The 15,736-nt window shown below is 59.4% G+C and carries 19 protein-coding genes and 1 tRNA gene; all 20 read left to right on the top strand.

Features of this window, described 5'->3' with window-relative positions:
* The 20 genes from phnC to AC1ME2_RS02325 all read left to right on the top strand — a co-directional run bounded on the left by phnC (position 1) and on the right by AC1ME2_RS02325 (position 15,609).
* The gene (phnC, locus tag AC1ME2_RS02420) at positions 1–834 is read left to right on the top strand and encodes a phosphonate ABC transporter ATP-binding protein (RefSeq protein ID WP_480439097.1); all 834 of its coding nucleotides are present in this window, start codon (positions 1–3) and stop codon (positions 832–834) included.
* A gap of 57 nt (positions 835–891) precedes the next feature.
* The gene (gene phnD / locus AC1ME2_RS02415) at positions 892–1,896 is read left to right on the top strand and encodes a phosphonate ABC transporter substrate-binding protein (RefSeq protein ID WP_480439096.1); all 1,005 of its coding nucleotides are present in this window, start codon (positions 892–894) and stop codon (positions 1,894–1,896) included.
* A gap of 75 nt (positions 1,897–1,971) precedes the next feature.
* Positions 1,972–2,760 (top strand): phosphonate ABC transporter, permease protein PhnE, encoded by a 789-nt coding sequence (phnE, locus tag AC1ME2_RS02410; RefSeq protein WP_480439094.1) that lies wholly within the window; start codon positions 1,972–1,974, stop codon positions 2,758–2,760.
* Positions 2,761–2,794: 34 nt separating this feature from the next.
* Positions 2,795–3,499: a phosphonate metabolism transcriptional regulator PhnF gene (phnF, locus tag AC1ME2_RS02405; protein ID WP_480439093.1), complete on the top strand. Its 705-nt coding sequence runs from the start codon at positions 2,795–2,797 to the stop codon at positions 3,497–3,499.
* Positions 3,500–3,513: 14 nt separating this feature from the next.
* Positions 3,514–3,969, top strand: a complete 456-nt coding sequence (gene phnG, locus AC1ME2_RS02400; protein WP_480439092.1) for a phosphonate C-P lyase system protein PhnG — start codon at positions 3,514–3,516, stop codon at positions 3,967–3,969.
* Complete coding sequence (gene phnH / locus AC1ME2_RS02395) at positions 3,969–4,583, top strand: phosphonate C-P lyase system protein PhnH (RefSeq protein ID WP_480439090.1); 615 nt, start codon at positions 3,969–3,971, stop codon at positions 4,581–4,583. Before phnG ends, phnH begins: the two co-directional genes overlap by 1 nt.
* Positions 4,583–5,674: a carbon-phosphorus lyase complex subunit gene (locus AC1ME2_RS02390; RefSeq protein WP_480439089.1), complete on the top strand. Its 1,092-nt coding sequence runs from the start codon at positions 4,583–4,585 to the stop codon at positions 5,672–5,674. The genes phnH and AC1ME2_RS02390 overlap by 1 nt, the downstream gene beginning before the upstream one ends.
* Positions 5,671–6,546, top strand: coding sequence for an alpha-D-ribose 1-methylphosphonate 5-phosphate C-P-lyase PhnJ (locus tag AC1ME2_RS02385; RefSeq protein ID WP_480439088.1), 876 nt, complete (start codon positions 5,671–5,673; stop codon positions 6,544–6,546). Before AC1ME2_RS02390 ends, AC1ME2_RS02385 begins: the two co-directional genes overlap by 4 nt.
* Positions 6,543–7,367: a phosphonate C-P lyase system protein PhnK gene (gene phnK, locus AC1ME2_RS02380; RefSeq protein WP_480439087.1), complete on the top strand. Its 825-nt coding sequence runs from the start codon at positions 6,543–6,545 to the stop codon at positions 7,365–7,367. The genes AC1ME2_RS02385 and phnK overlap by 4 nt, the downstream gene beginning before the upstream one ends.
* Positions 7,368–7,422: 55 nt before the next feature.
* Positions 7,423–8,139: a phosphonate C-P lyase system protein PhnL gene (gene phnL / locus AC1ME2_RS02375; RefSeq protein WP_480439086.1), complete on the top strand. Its 717-nt coding sequence runs from the start codon at positions 7,423–7,425 to the stop codon at positions 8,137–8,139.
* A complete protein-coding gene (locus AC1ME2_RS02370) occupies positions 8,133–9,278 on the top strand; it encodes an alpha-D-ribose 1-methylphosphonate 5-triphosphate diphosphatase (protein WP_480439084.1) in 1,146 nt (381 codons plus the stop codon). Before phnL ends, AC1ME2_RS02370 begins: the two co-directional genes overlap by 7 nt.
* The gene (gene phnN / locus AC1ME2_RS02365; RefSeq protein WP_480439082.1) at positions 9,278–9,847 is read left to right on the top strand and encodes a phosphonate metabolism protein/1,5-bisphosphokinase (PRPP-forming) PhnN; all 570 of its coding nucleotides are present in this window, start codon (positions 9,278–9,280) and stop codon (positions 9,845–9,847) included. Before AC1ME2_RS02370 ends, phnN begins: the two co-directional genes overlap by 1 nt.
* Positions 9,838–10,587 carry a phosphonate metabolism protein PhnP gene (phnP, locus tag AC1ME2_RS02360; RefSeq protein WP_480439081.1) on the top strand — a complete coding sequence of 250 codons (750 nt, stop codon included), beginning with the start codon at positions 9,838–9,840 and terminating at the stop codon, positions 10,585–10,587. The genes phnN and phnP overlap by 10 nt, the downstream gene beginning before the upstream one ends.
* 131 nt (positions 10,588–10,718) lie before the next feature.
* Positions 10,719–11,135: an SRPBCC family protein gene (locus AC1ME2_RS02355; RefSeq protein ID WP_480439080.1), complete on the top strand. Its 417-nt coding sequence runs from the start codon at positions 10,719–10,721 to the stop codon at positions 11,133–11,135.
* A gap of 145 nt (positions 11,136–11,280) precedes the next feature.
* Positions 11,281–11,356: transfer RNA gene (locus AC1ME2_RS02350), tRNA-Asn, on the top strand.
* Positions 11,357–11,419: 63 nt separating this feature from the next.
* Complete coding sequence (locus AC1ME2_RS02345) at positions 11,420–12,313, top strand: ParA family protein (protein WP_480439079.1); 894 nt, start codon at positions 11,420–11,422, stop codon at positions 12,311–12,313.
* Between the two features lie 239 nt (positions 12,314–12,552).
* The gene (locus tag AC1ME2_RS02340; protein ID WP_480439078.1) at positions 12,553–13,335 is read left to right on the top strand and encodes a transporter substrate-binding domain-containing protein; all 783 of its coding nucleotides are present in this window, start codon (positions 12,553–12,555) and stop codon (positions 13,333–13,335) included.
* A gap of 57 nt (positions 13,336–13,392) precedes the next feature.
* Positions 13,393–14,121 carry an ABC transporter permease gene (locus tag AC1ME2_RS02335; protein WP_480438795.1) on the top strand — a complete coding sequence of 243 codons (729 nt, stop codon included), beginning with the start codon at positions 13,393–13,395 and terminating at the stop codon, positions 14,119–14,121.
* Positions 14,118–14,828: an ABC transporter permease gene (locus tag AC1ME2_RS02330; protein WP_480438796.1), complete on the top strand. Its 711-nt coding sequence runs from the start codon at positions 14,118–14,120 to the stop codon at positions 14,826–14,828. Before AC1ME2_RS02335 ends, AC1ME2_RS02330 begins: the two co-directional genes overlap by 4 nt.
* A 16-nt stretch (positions 14,829–14,844) precedes the next feature.
* Positions 14,845–15,609, top strand: coding sequence for an ABC transporter ATP-binding protein (locus AC1ME2_RS02325; protein ID WP_480438798.1), 765 nt, complete (start codon positions 14,845–14,847; stop codon positions 15,607–15,609).
* Positions 15,610–15,736: the final 127 nt, after the last annotated feature.

The raw sequence follows: 15,736 nt of genomic DNA, 5'->3' as shown, positions 1-15,736 counted from the left end.
ATGAACGCAGCTATCCATGTCGACCGTCTGAACAAGACTTTTGCTCGCAAGACTGCTTTGATTGATCTTGCGTTGTCTATACAACCCGGTGAAATGGTCGCGCTGATCGGCGCTTCCGGTTCGGGGAAATCCACGTTGTTACGCCATATGGCGGGACTGGCGCGTTGCGATCGCAACAACGGTGGCCGTGTGCAGGTGCTGGGCCGCGAAGTGCAGGCCTCAGGCCGCCTGAATGGCAACGTCCGTCGACTGCGCGCCGATATCGGCTACATCTTCCAGCAGTTCAATCTGGTCAATCGCCTCAGCGTGCTGGACAACGTGTTACTCGGTTGCCTGGGGCGCATGCCCGGCTGGCGCGGCAATCTGGGCCTGTTCAGTGTTCAGGAAAAACAGTGGGCGATGGAGTCCCTGGACCGCGTGGGTCTGGCCGATCTCGCCACTCAGCGCGCCTCGACCCTGTCCGGTGGTCAACAACAGCGCGTGGCGATTGCCCGGGCGTTGACCCAGCGCGCCGAAGTCATTCTGGCCGATGAGCCCATCGCGTCACTGGACCCTGAGTCCGCACGCAAGGTCATGGAAATTCTCGCTGATATCAATCGCCGCGACGGCAAGACCGTGGTGGTCACCCTGCATCAAGTGGATTACGCCGTGCGCTATTGCCAGCGCGCCGTGGCCCTCAAAGCCGGGCGCATTCATTTCGATGGCGCCGCTGCAGAACTCAGCACGCAGTTCCTTAACGACCTCTACGGCGCGGATCTGGACACCAGTCTTCTGTTCTCCGACAAAGCTCGCAGCACGGAAAGGCCAGTAAAGCGAGTGCTTGCGCGGGCCTGATTTCGTTGCAGTTGCTCTAAAAAACAAACCACCAACGCCACCTTCAGGAATCCTTCCATGTTGAATCGTATGGGTCGTGTTTTCGCGTCTGCCGCTTTACTGGCCACCTGTTTTCTGGGCACTGCCCAGGCTGAAGAAAAAGTCATCAACTTCGGCCTTATGTCCACCGAGTCTTCGACCAATCTGCGAAGCGTCTGGCAGCCGTTTCTGGACGATATGTCGAAGAAAACCGGTCTGAAAGTCAACGCAACCTTCGCCTCCGACTATGCCGGATTGATCCAGGGTATGCGCTTCAACAAGGTCGATATCGCCTGGCTGGGCAACAAGGGCGCGATGGAAGCCGTGGACCGCTCCAACGGCGAAATCTTTGCTCAGACCGCCGCCGCCAACGGTGCAGCCGGTTACTGGAGCCTGCTGATTGTGCGCAAGGACAGCCCGATCAATTCGGTCGAGGACATGCTCAAAAATGCCAAGAACCTGACCTTCGGCAACGGTGATCCGAACTCCACCTCCGGCTATCTGGTGCCGGGCTATTACGTCTTCGCCAAGAACCATGTCAATGCCGCCACGGCCTTCAAACGCACGCTCAACTCCAGCCATGAAGTGAATGCCTTGAGCGTGGCCAAAGGCCAACTCGACGTTGCCACCTTCAACACCGAAAGTTGGGACCGCCTGGCAGTCACCCAGCCGGACCAGGCCGCCCTGCTCAAGATTATCTGGAAATCTCCACTGATCCCTGCCGATCCGATGGTCTGGAACAAAAGCCTGTCAGACGTCGACAAAGGCAAAATTCGTGAATTCTTCGCCACCTACGGCGATACCGATCACGAGATGGCTGTACTCAAAGAGATGCAGTTGGGCAAATTCCTGCCGTCCTCCGACGACCAATTGTTGCCGATTCGCCAGCTTGATCTGTTCAAGCAGCGCACCGAAGTCAACGCGAGCACCACCCTGGACGCTAACGAAAAAACCAAGCGATTGAAAGAGCTCGATGCAGGCCTGGCCAAGCTCCAGGAACGAATCACCGAGCTTGAAAAGAAGACCACCGCCAGCGCCGGTTGACGCCTGACGACGCGACGCCCCAGCGCGTCGCGTCATCGTAGCCTTCTATGGCTGACCTTTTTTTGAGAGCCATTTATGACTACCAATGCTGCACATGCTGACGCCGTCGGCAAACGCACCTGGCCGCAGTACGTTGGCTGGGGCCTGTTCCTCGCCATGCTGGCCTGGGCCTGGCACGGGGCTGAGATGAACCCGCTGGCGCTGTACCGCGACGCAGGGAATATGGCGACCTTCGCGGCCGACTTCTTCCCGCCGGACTTCCACGAATGGCGCTCATACCTCAAGGAGATGATTGTCACGGTGCAGATCGCGCTGTGGGGCACGGTGCTGGCGATTGTCTGTTCGGTTCCGCTGGGGATTTTGTGCGCCGATAACATCACCCCCTGGTGGGTTCATCAGCCGCTGCGCCGGGTCATGGACTCGTTCCGTTCGATCAACGAAATGGTGTTCGCCATGCTGTTTGTGGTCGCGGTCGGCCTGGGACCCTTTGCCGGTGTCCTGGCGTTGTGGATCAGCACCACGGGGGTCCTGGCCAAGCTGTTCGCTGAAGCAGTCGAGGCCATCGATCCCGGTCCCGTCGAAGGCGTGCGCGCTACCGGCGCCAGCGCCCTGCAAGAAGTCATCTACGGGGTCATCCCGCAAGTCATGCCGCTGTGGATTTCCTACGCCCTGTACCGCTTCGAGTCCAACGTGCGCTCGGCCACGGTGGTCGGCATGGTCGGCGCTGGGGGGATCGGCGTGATCCTTTGGGAGAACATTCGGTCCTTCCAGTTCGTTCAAACCTGCGCCGTATTGCTGGTGATTATCGTCGTGGTGAGCGTGATCGACATCTTGTCGCAACGCCTGCGCAAACAGTTCATTTAATGGAGAGGGTGCCCAACGGCGCTTTTTTTAAACCATGCAGTTGTCTAGACAAATTGAACCTGTTTACCGCGAGTTGGCAGACACCTTACGCCGGGAACTCAGTGATTATCGGGCCGGGGATTACCTGCCCGCAGAGATCCGTCTGGCCGCGCGATTTGCCGTCAACCGGCATACCGTGCGCCGCGCCATTGATGAGTTGGTGCTCGATGGCAGCGTGTTGCGTCGCCAGGGTCGGGGCACCCAGGTGCTGGAGCGTCCACTGATCTATCCGCTGGTCGCAGAAAGCGCCTACAGCCAGTCGTTGTCGGCGCTCGGGCATGGGGTTGAAGCCCGGTTGCTGCAACGGCGCAGTTGCGTGGCCAACCGCGATGAGGCGAGGCACCTGGGCCTGGCTGATCAGGCACCACTGATTGAGCTGCAAACATTGCGCATGGTCGACGGTCAGCCCGTGAGCTTGATTCGCCATCGTTACTGCGCCAGCCGAACCGAGATGCTGGCGCCTTACACCGGGGGCTCGCTGCGCCAGTTCTTCGCTGAGCGCGACTTGCCGTTGACCCGCACGTTCAGTCTGATCGGTGCGCGCCTGCCGAGCCGTGAGGAGGCAGGGCTGTTGCTCATGCCTCGGCATTTGCCCGCGCTCAGCGTTTTTACCCTTTCCCGTGATTCATCCGGCCAGCCCGTGGAGCTTGCGCAGTCCACCAGCCGCTCGGACCGTTTCCAATATCAGGTCATCACATGATGGAGATGCCAACGATGAGTTCCGCTCCTGTTGCCCCGCACGCAGCCCGCCAACAGTGGATCGGCGTGCTCGCCCGTGCCCACCGTGACGAATTGAGTGGCCATGAAGCGGCCCTGCGTGACACCGAATACCAACTGATTCGCGCCCCGGAAATTGGCATGACTCTGGTCCGTGGTCGCATGGGCGGCACCGGTGCGCCGTTCAACGTCGGAGAGATGAGCGTGACTCGCTGTGTCGTGCGCCTGGCGGATGGACGCACCGGTTACAGCTACCTCGCCGGGCGCGACAAGGCGCATGCCGAACTGGCCGCGCTGGCCGACGCGCATCTGCAAGGCTCGCAACAGGCCCGTTGGTTGAGTGAGTTGATCGAACCCCTGGCCCGTTCGCAGACTGCACGCCGCGCCAAAAAAGACGCCGAAACCGCAGCGACCAAGGTCGAGTTCTTTACCTTGGTTCGAGGAGAAGACTGATGAGTACAACCCTTTTGCAACCCGCATTCGCCGACCCGGTGCTGGACGCCCAGCGCAGCTTCCGTGCGGCGCTCAAGGCTCTGGCCGGGCCGGGTGTGGCTCAGCCGTTGGAACAGGCTCCCCCGCTGCAAGGACTGGCACCGGCGAGCTATGCGCTGTGTCTGGCACTGCTCGATGGCGACACCCCGCTGTGGCTGGCGCCGGCTTTCGACACACCGACAATCCGCGCCAACCTGGCCTTTCACTGCGGCTGCGCGATTGTCAGCCATCGTGAACAGGCGCGTTTTGCATTGCTCGACGACAGCGAACTCGACGATTTACAGGGCTTAGATCTGGGCAATGACCGTTACCCCGATCAGTCCTGCACCTTGTTGATCCAGTTGGCTCAGCTCGACGGCGGTCATCCTCTGGCGTGGCGCGGCCCCGGCATCCAACACGAAAATCGGGTCGCCTTGCCACTGGCTGAAGGATTCTGGCGCGAGCGCGATGCACGCAACAACTTCCCCCGTGGGCTGGATGCGTTTTTTCTCGCGGGCCACAGTGTCATCGGTCTGCCGCGCAGCACCCGCATCAGCCGCCTCGAACCCACACCCCTGGCTGAGGAGTTTGCCTGATGTACGTAGCCGTAAAAGGTGGCGAACAGGCCATCGACAATGCTCACCGTTTGTTGGCGAAAAAGCGCCGTGGCGACACCGCGATTGCTGAACTGGGCGTCGAGCAGATTCGCCAGCAACTGCCCGTGGCCGTGGCTCGGGTGATGAGCGAGGGCTCTCTGTATGACGAGCAGTTGGCCGCGCTGGCAATCAAACAGGCCGCGGGGGATTTGATCGAAGCAATCTTTCTGCTGCGCGCCTATCGCACCACGCTGCCACGTTTCAGCGCCAGCCTGCCGATTGATACCTCGGTCATGCAACTGGGCCGACGCTTATCCGCAACCTTCAAGGATGTACCGGGCGGGCAACTGTTGGGCCCTACCTTCGACTACACCCATCGCTTGCTGGACTTCACGTTGCTGGCCGAAGGCGAACATCCGGGACCGCAGGTAGAAGAGGGCGCGACCCTGGAACCTTGCCCGCGGGTCCTCGGTTTGTTGGCTAAAGAAGGCCTGATCAAAAACGAGTCCGACAACGGTGAAGCCGTCGCCGACATCACCCGCGATCCGCTGGAATTTCCCTCCAGTCGTGCCCAGCGCTTGCAGGCCCTGGCCCGTGGCGATGAAGGATTCTTGTTGGCGCTGGGCTATTCCACCCAGCGTGGTTATGGACGCAATCACCCGTTCGCCGGGGAAATCCGCATCGGTGAAGTGGAGGTCTGGATTGAGCCGGAAGAGCTCGGTTTCCCCATCGCCATCGGCGCCATCGAAGTGACCGAGTGCGAGATGGTCAACCAGTTCGTCGGCTCTGGCGCGGAACTGGCGCAGTTCACCCGTGGTTATGGCCTGGCGTTTGGGCATGCCGAGCGCAAAGCCATGGGCATGGCCCTGGTGGACCGCTCACTGCGGGCCGATGAATTCAACGAAGAAATCCAGTCGCCGGCGCAGCAGGAGGAGTTTGTCCTCAGCCATTGCGACAACGTCGAGGCGGCCGGTTTCGTGTCGCACCTCAAGCTGCCGCACTACGTCGACTTCCAGTCCGAGCTGGAACTGATCCGCAAGCTGCGCAAACCCGCAGCCGTGCAGGCCAGCGTGCAGGAGAATCCACAATGAACAGCGTGACGCACGAGCGTCCAGTGCGCGATGAGGCCTACAACTTCGCTTATCTCGATGAGCAAACCAAACGCATGATCCGACGCGGCCTGCTCAAGGCCGTGGCAATTCCCGGTTATCAGGTGCCCTTCGGTGGCCGCGAAATGCCGCTGCCGTATGGCTGGGGTACGGGTGGTATGCAAATGACCGCGGCCATTCTGGGGGCTGATGATGTGCTCAAGGTCATCGATCAGGGCGCGGACGACACCACTAACGCGGTCTCGATTCGGCGTTTTTTCGCCCGTACGGCAGGCATTGTGACCACCGAGCGCACGCCAGAAGCAACGGTGATCCAGACCCGTCACCGGATCCCGGAAACCCCGCTGCACGCAGATCAGATCATGGTCTATCAGGTGCCAATCCCGGAGCCGCTGCGTTTTATCGAGCCTTCGGAAACCGAGACCCGGACCATGCACGCGCTCAACGATTACGGGGTGATGCACGTGAAACTCTACGAGGACATCGCCACCTTCGGCCACATCGCCACCAGCTACGCCTACCCGGTGATGGTCGATGATCGCTATGTGATGGACCCCTCACCGATTCCAAAATTCGACAACCCGAAGCTCGACATGAGCCCGGCGCTGATGTTATTCGGCGCCGGTCGCGAAAAGCGCCTGTACGCCGTGCCGCCTTACACCCGGGTGGTGAGTCTGGATTTTGAGGATCACCCGTTTGAAATTCAGAAGTGGGAAGAGTGTTGCGCGATCTGCGGCAGCCGCGATTCGTATTTGGATGAACTGATCCTCGACGACGCAGGCACCCAGAGCTTCGTCTGCTCGGACACCGACTACTGCGCCCAGCGCAGCAACGAACAGGAGGCCGGCCAATGAACAACCCCGTGCATCACGCGCAGCGGTTGCAGGACCGGCAAGCAGACCGTGCGCAGCCGCTGCTTGAAGTCCGTGGTCTGTCGCGCTTATACGGGCCAGAGAAGGGCTGTCAGGACGTGAGCTTCGACCTGTACCCCGGCGAAGTGTTGGGCATCGTCGGTGAGTCTGGCTCGGGAAAATCGACCTTGTTGTCATTGCTCAGCGGCCGTTGCCCGCCCGACAGCGGTGCCGTCGCGTATCGACGTAAAGAAGGCGACTGGCTTGACCTCTACAGCGCGAGCGAAGCCGAACGCCGCACCTTGTTGCGCACCGAATGGGGGTTTGTTGAACAGAGCCCGCGCGATGGCCTGCGCATGGGCGTGTCGGCTGGCGCCAACATCGGCGAGCGGCTGATGGCTCAAGGTATTCGTAACTACGGGCAATTGCGTGCAGCCGGGATCGACTGGCTGACCCAAGTGGAAATCGATCCGCTGCGCATCGACGACCTGCCGCGTACGTTTTCTGGCGGAATGCAGCAGCGCTTGCAGATCGCTCGCAATCTGGTTTCCGGCCCGCGCCTGGTGTTCATGGACGAGCCGACAGGGGGACTCGACGTCTCGGTCCAGGCGCGCTTGCTTGACCTGTTGCGGGGTCTGGTACGGGAGCTGGATCTGGCGGTAGTGATCGTCACCCACGACCTGGCGGTGGCGCGATTGTTGGCCGACCGGCTGATGGTCATGCGGCGCTCCAACGTAGTGGAGGCCGGGTTGACCGATCAGATTCTTGATGACCCGCAGCATCCTTATTCGCAACTGCTGGTGTCTTCGGTGCTGCAACCGTGATCCGTCCATCCGCCGGGCGATCCCCGGCCACCGTCGTCTTTTTGGGGTGTGCTTGATGAACAGGCTGATCGAGGTTCGCGACCTATCGAAAACCTTCACGCTGCATCAGCAGAGCGGTGTAGTGCTCAACGTGCTCGACGGCCTGAGTTTCACCGTCAACGAAGGCGAATGCCTGGTGCTGCACGGGCAGTCCGGCGCGGGCAAAAGCACGTTGTTGCGCACGCTGTACGGCAACTATTTACCGGCAGGCGGCAGCATTCGCGTGCGGCATGCCGGGGACTGGCTGGAACTGGTCGGCGCCCAACCGCGTGATGTATTGGCCGTGCGCCAGCAGACCCTTGGCTATGTCAGCCAGTTTCTGCGGGTGATCCCGCGTGTCGCCAGCCTGGACGTGGTCATGGAGCCAGCCCTGGCGCGGGGTTGGTCGAAGACGTTGGCCAAGGCCCGCGCAGAAAACCTGCTGGCGCGGCTGAATATTCCGCAGCGCCTATGGCAACTGGCGCCCGGCACCTTCTCCGGCGGCGAGCAGCAGCGGGTGAACATCGCTCGCGGCTTCATGGTCGCCTGGCCCGTGATGCTGCTCGACGAGCCCACTGCGTCGCTGGACGATACCAATCGCCAAGTCGTGTTGGAACTGATGAACGAAGCCAAAGCGGGAGGTGCCGCCTTGATCGGCATTTTTCACGACCGTGCCGCCCGTGAAGCGGTCGCCGACCGGCACCTCGACATGACCCCGAATGCGCCGACGACGAAGGAATCACAGCCATGCTGACTGAACAGATCCTTAGCAACGCCCAAGTGGTCACCGCCGACCGGGTTTTCAACGGCACGGTGGTACTGCGCAACGGCCTAATCGTCGAGGTGGGCGAGGGCAGTAGCCGGTTGCCCCGAGCACAGGACCTGCACGGTGATTACCTGCTGCCGGGCCTGATCGAGTTGCACACCGATAACCTGGAAAAACACATGACGCCGCGCCCCGGCGTGGACTGGCCATCGACCTCGGCCGTGCTCAGCCACGACGCGCAAATCGTGGCTGCGGGCATCACCACAGTGTTCGACGCGCTGTCCATCGGTGACGTGAACCCCAAGGGCAATCGCATGCAGAAATTGCCCGCGATGCTCGACGCCATCGCCACGGCCAATGCCGCCGGCCTGACCCGCGCCGAACACCGTCTGCACCTGCGTTGTGAGCTGTGCCACCCGGATACCCTGAGCGTGTTCCGCGACTTGGTGGAGAACCCGCTGGTGCAGCTGGTATCGGTCATGGATCACTCGCCAGGTCAGCGGCAGTTCGCTCTGGAGTCCAAGTACCGCGAGTACTACATGGGTAAATACCAACTGACGACGGTGCAGATGGACGCGTTCATCGTCACCCAGATGGCCAACTCCCGTGCGTTCAGTGGCCGTTACCGGCGGGCTATCGTCGAGGATTGCCTGGCACGCGGTCTGTCGGTGGCCAGTCACGATGATGCGACCCTGGCGCACGTCGAAGAGTCGGCCAGTTACGGAATGACTATCGCTGAGTTCCCGACCACCCTGGAAGCGGCGCGAGGCTGTCATCGTCTTGGCATGGGGGTGTTGATGGGCGCACCGAACATCGTGCGTGGCGGTTCGCATTCGGGCAACGTGGCGGCGGCCGACCTTGCTAAAGAAGGACTACTGGATATCCTCTCCAGCGATTATTATCCGGCCAGTCTATTGCAGGCGGCATTTATGTTGGCTGCCCAGGACAACGATTGCGATCTGCCTCAGGCCGTCGGTATGGTCAGTCGCGCACCGGCCCAGGCCGCAGGGCTCAACGACCGGGGCGAGATCCGGGTGGGGTTGCGCGCCGACCTGGTTCACGCTAGAAACCAAGGCGGCCTGCCGGTGATTCAACAGGTTTGGCGACAAGCGAAGAGGGTGTTTTGATGGCAGGCAGGTTGATCTATCTCATCGGGCCTTCAGGTTCGGGCAAGGACAGCCTGCTCGATGCTGCACGTAAACCCTTGGCCGATCAGGGTTGCCGGATCGTGCGGCGGGTCATCACCCGTTCGGCTGAGGCGGTCGGTGAGGCAGCGCAAGCGGTCAGCGTCGAGCAATTCGCGACGATGCAAGACGAGGGTGCGTTCGCCCTGAGCTGGCAAGCCAACGGCTTGCACTACGGAATCCCGAAGGAAATCGACGAATGGCTTGAGGCCGGGCTGGATGTTCTGGTCAACGGCTCGCGTGCTTATTTGCCGCAAGCGCATCAACGCTATCGGGGCTTGCTGGCGCTGCTGCTAACCGTGGATCAGGCCGTGTTGCGTCAGCGTTTGCAGGCCCGTGGTCGTGAATCTTTGCCGGAGATCGAAGCACGATTGGCGCGCAATGCCGATTTTGCCGCAACCTTGATGGCGGCCGAGGATAAGGCGTTGTGGCTCCTGGACAACTCTGGCCCCATCGAACAGACCCTCGAGCGGTTGTTGCAACTGATGGGCAAAGAGCCTTCATGCGCCTGACCTTGCTGGGTACCGGCGATGCGCGTCAGGTGCCGGTCTACGGTTGCGATTGTCCGGCGTGCGCCGCTGCACGTTCGGATCAGCGCTTGCGCCGTCTGCCGTGCAGTGCCCTGATCGAGTGCGCCGACCAACGCTGGCTGATCGACGCGGGCTTGACCGATCTTACCGAGCGTTTCCCGCCGCGCAGCTTTAACGGCATCCTGCAAACCCATTACCACGCTGACCACGCCCAAGGCCTGCTGCATTTGCGTTGGGGGCAGGGATGGGGCATTCCAGTGCTGGGTCCGGTTGATCCAGAGGGCTTTTCCGATCTGTACAAACATCCGGGCATTCTCGACTTCAGTCAGCCCTTTGCTGCCTTCGAAATGCGCCAGTTCGGCGCCCTGAGCGTGACCGCGATGCCGTTGATGCATTCAAAACCCACCCTGGGTTACCTGCTCGAAGGCGAGGGGCGACGCATCGCTTACCTCACCGACACCGTCGGCCTGCCTGAGCCGACTCGCGATTTTCTGCAACGCCAACCCCTCGATGTACTGGTGTTGGACTGCTCCATGCCCCCTCAGCCGCAAACGCCTCGCAACCACAATGACCTTAACCTGGCACTGGCCTGCATCGCCGAACTGCAACCCCAACAGGCGGTGTTAACCCATATTGGCCACACGCTGGACGCCTGGCTGCTCGATGAGGCACATCAACTGCCCGCACGGGTGATCGTTGCGCATGATGGTATGGTGCTGTAACAAGGCGGTGGCTCTCACGCAGTGACACGTTACTGGGCGTTATGATTCAGCGTTTGGCTGAAGTAGCTGAAGTCACCCGCCTGGCCAGTTGAGCCTTTTCCGATCCCTTGAACCCTGCTTGGAGAAATACCGTGGCTAAAGCGTCTGCAACGATTGAAGTTTCGGCGACTGCCGATCAAGTCTGGCAACTGATAGGCGGCTTCAACTCGCTTCCCGACTGGTTGCCGCTCATTGCCAAAAGCGAACCGGGCGAGGGTGGGCGCGTGCGTCACCTGGAGACCCGCGATGGCACGGTGATCGTCGAGCGGCTCCAGACGTTCGATGACAAAGCGCGTACGTACACCTACTCCATTGAAAGCGGACCGTTCCCGGTGACCGATTACCTGGCAAAGGTGCAGGTTCGGGAAGTGGCGGGCAAACAGACGTCTCAGGTTGAATGGTCGGGCAGCTTCACCCCCGTCGGCGTAACAGATGCAGAAGTCACCGAGTTGTTCAGCGGTGTCTATAGCGGTGGTCTTCAGGCACTCAAGGCTAACTTCCCAGCCTGAAATGCATCGTGTCGTCATGTGTAAAACACTTGGCGGTGGCGGTAGTCGCATGGCCTGTGGAGTTATCTGATTTTGGCCGCATAGGGTAAGGATATTTTTGCCAAAGGCTTGACTTGCCCTTTTCAATCAGTAACATAGACCACATTCCGCGATAGCTCAGTTGGTAGAGCAAATGACTGTTAATCATTGGGTCCCTGGTTCGAGTCCAGGTCGTGGAGCCAGATTTTTCAAGGGGTCGAGCGGGGTGTTGTAGGACGTTTCCGGCACCAAATGATTTTGATCATTTGAGCCGACATGTCAAAATCCCGCTCCATCGCCTCGAAACACATTTGGTAACAGTATTTTTTCGGTTCAATTTACACGTGCAAAGCGCTGCCTCTAATCAACTTGATTTAGAGGCCAGCATCATGAAAATTGCATCAATCGTTTCAACCAAAGGCGGCCCTGGGAAAACCACGGTGACCGCAAACCTAGGCGCGTTCTGCGCAGACGCTAATATCCGCACCCTACTGATCGATCTCGACACTCAACCGTCGTTGTCCTCGTTCTATCGCATCGACCACGAAGCGCCAGGCGGGACTTATCAACTCATTGCACAAAACGATACCCGGCCAGAGCAGGTCATTTCCCGGACCTGCATCCAAAATCTGTCGCTGATCCTTTCAAACGATCCTTACAACCAGCTCGGCAACCTGCTGCTTCACGCTGCTGACGGGCGCCTACGTTTAAAAAATCTGGTCTCGTCGTTCGCTGACGACTTCGACCTGATCCTGATCGACACCCAAGGTGCGCGCTCTGTGGTGCTGGAGATGGCACTGCTCTGCTCCGACTTGGCGATCTCGCCGATTACCCCAGACATGCTCGCTGCCCGTGAGTTTTATCGGGGAACACAGCAGTTGCTTAAGGATCTAGAACCGCTTGCGGCTCTAGGCGTGCACACGCCGCCGTTAAACATCGTAATCAACAAGCTCGATGCCACCAACGATGCGAGCCTGATCTATCAATCGCTTACCGAAACCCTCGCGGACCATCCGCAAATCAACCTGCTGCAGACAACACTTCCGGCGGCAGTCAGCTTTCGTCGAGCTGCCACAGAAGGGATTCCGGCGCACCGGCCGAGGCATTTAAACTGGGCGATTTGTTCCGGTCGCAGCAGTTCTTCATGGTTAATGAATTAGCGTCAAAGCATCACACAGTCACTATTGCTCGTCATAATGACCAATAATTCGTCAAATCAATGCACTTTGCGTCTTATCGTCGCACTCGTTTGTTTATAGACTCTTCTCCTCGCGTGCTCTGCCTCCTTGCTCGCCAGGAGCGCGACCTGTCGGGTGTTACTTCTTCCATCGTGTCATACGAGCTCCATAACAGTACTCATGTGTCACAAGCGCTCATGTTGGTCCTTAGGAATAAAACAATGAAAAAAACATTTCTAACCCTTTCCGCATTGACTCTCTGCATGGCTGCCGGCTCCGCGCTGGCCAAGGAATACAAGGAATTGCGCTTCGGCGTCGATCCGTCCTACGCGCCGTTCGAGTCCAAAGCCGCTGACGGTAGCCTGGTGGGCTTCGATATCGATTTGGGCAACGCGATCTGTGCCGAACTGAAGGTCAAGTGCATATGGGTCGAAAGCGACTTCGATGGCATGATTCCGGGCCTCAAGGCCAACAAGTTCGATGGCGTGATGTCGTCCATGACGGACACTCCAGCCCGTGAGAAGGTCATCGATTTTTCCAGTGAGCTGTTCTCGAGTCCAACTGCACTGGTCTTCAAGAAAGGCGCTGACATCGACACCGATCCGGCATTGCTCAAAGGCAAAAAAGTCGGCTACGAGCAAGGCACTATCCAGGAAGCCTACGCCAAAGCCGTACTGGACAAGGCCGGGGTAGAAACCCAAGCCTATGCGAACCAGGACCAGGTCTACGCCGACCTGGTCTCCGGCCGCCTCGATGCCTCGATCCAGGACATGCTGCAAGCCCAGCTGGGCTTCCTGAAGTCGCCACAAGGTGCTGATTTCAAGGTCAGCTGGCCGATCGACAGTGAGCTGATGCCAGCGAAAACGGCGGTGGGTATCACCAAAGGCAACCAGGAGCTCAAAGCCTTGTTGGACAAAGGCATCAAGGCGCTGCACGACAACGGCACCTATGCAGCCGTCAAGCAAAAGCACTTTGGCGATCTAAATCTCTACAGCGGCAAATAACGCCCCGGCGCCCATCCTCAAGATGGGCGCTTTTTTTGATTGCCAAGGGCCTTTCCAATGTTCGAAAACCTGTTACAGACTCTGGGGCTTTCTGTCTTCAGCCTTCAGGGCTTTGGCCCGTTGCTGATGCAAGGCAGCTGGATGACCGTCAAATTGTCGATACTGTCGCTGTTGTTGAGCGTTGTGCTCGGCCTGATCGGCGCCAGTGCCAAGCTGTCCAGCTCGTCTCTGTTGCGCATTCCGGCGCAGCTCTACACCACCCTGATTCGCGGGGTGCCGGATCTGGTGCTGATGCTGCTGATTTTCTACAGCCTGCAAACCTGGCTGACCAATCTCACCGTGGCGCTGGACTGGGACTATATCGAGATCGACCCGTTCAGCGCCGGCATCATTACCCTGGGGTTCATCTACGGCGCGTATTTCACCGAGACCTTTCGCGGCGCGATCCTCGCCGTGCCTCGCGGGCAGATGGAAGCCGCAACAGCCTACGGCTTGAGCCGCAGCCAGCGCTTTCGATTCGTGGTGTTCCCGCAAATGATGCGCTTCGCCCTGCCAGGCATCGGCAATAACTGGATGGTGATCCTCAAGGCCACCGCACTGGTCTCGATCATCGGCCTGGCCGATCTGGTCAAGGCGGCCCAGGATGCCGGTAAAAGCACCTATCAACTGTTCTACTTTCTGGTACTCGCCGCCTTGATCTATCTGCTGATTACCAGCGCTTCGAACTACATCCTGCGCAGGCTGGAATGCCGTTATGCCGCAGGCTCCAGGGAGGCCGTACGATGATCGAACTTCTGCAGGAATACTGGAAACCTTTCCTTTACAACGACGGTTATCACATCACCGGGCTGGCCATGACCCTCTGGCTGCTCAGCGCCTCGATCTTCATCGGCTTTGTGATGTCGATCCCGCTGTCGATTGCCCGGGTGTCACCCAATGCATGGGTACGCTGGCCGGTTCAGTTCTACACCTATCTGTTTCGCGGTACGCCGTTGTATATCCAACTGCTGATTTGCTATACGGGCATCTATGGCATCGCCGCCGTTCGCGCTCAACCGGTGCTCGACGCGTTCTTTCGCGATGCGATGAACTGCACCATTCTCGCCTTTGCCCTGAACACCTGCGCCTACACCACGGAGATTTTCGCCGGGGCAATCCGCAGCATGTCCCACGGTGAAGTCGAGGCGGCCAAGGCCTATGGTCTGACCGGCTGGAAGCTCTATGCCTACGTGATCATGCCGTCAGCACTGCGCCGCTCGTTGCCGTACTACAGCAACGAAGTGATTCTGATGCTGCACTCGACCACTGTGGCCTTCACCGCCACCGTGCCGGACATACTCAAGGTCGCACGCGATGCCAACTCGGCAACCTTTATGACCTTCCAGTCGTTCGGCATTGCCGCGCTTATCTACCTGACCGTCACCTTTACACTGGTCGGTTTGTTCCGTCTGGCCGAACGCCGTTGGTTGTCTTTCCTTGGCCCGGCTCACTAATTCAGGATTTGCGCACATGTACAAATTGACCGTTGATAACCTGCATAAAAGCTATGGCAACCACGAAGTCCTCAAGGGCGTCTCGCTGAAAGCCAAAACCGGCGATGTGATCAGCCTGATTGGCGCCAGCGGTTCAGGCAAGAGCACCTTTCTGCGCTGCATCAATTTCCTCGAAACACCCAACAACGGCACCATGAGCCTGGACGACAAGCAGATTCGCATGATCAGTGATCGGCACGGCATGCGCGTGGCCGACGACGCTGAACTGCAACGAATCCGCACCCGCTTGGCGATGGTGTTCCAACACTTCAACCTGTGGAGCCACATGACGGTGCTGGAAAACATCACCATGGCCCCGCGCCGGGTGCTGGGTGTCAGCAAGAAAGATGCAGAGGATCGGGCTCGACGCTATCTGGACAAGGTCGGCCTGCCGGCCCGCGTCGCTGATCAATATCCGGCGTTCCTCTCTGGCGGTCAGCAACAGCGCGTGGCGATTGCTCGGGCCTTGTCCATGGAACCGGAAGTCATGCTGTTCGACGAACCGACCTCGGCACTCGACCCGGAGCTGGTGGGCGAAGTGCTCAAGGTCATTCAGGGGCTGGCCGAAGAAGGTCGCACCATGATCATGGTCACCCACGAAATGAGCTTCGCTCGCAAAGTGTCAAACCAGGTGCTGTTCCTGCATCAGGGACTGGTCGAAGAACAAGGCGCACCCGAGGACGTACTGGGCAACCCCCAGAGCGGACGGCTGCAGCAGTTCCTCAGTGGCAACCTGAAGTAAGCCCCATGATCCATGCCCCTTTGAGCGACTAGTAGGTCGCTCAAAGGGGCTTGGATACGGGGCGTCCAGCAAAGGACTGGTCAAGAAAGTTGCAGTTTGTTCGCTTCGAGCGATCACGCAAGTAATC

The sequence above is a fragment of the Pseudomonas sp. ASL9 genome (assembly GCF_056680335.1).
This window is presented reverse-complemented; position numbering and strand designations above follow the sequence as displayed.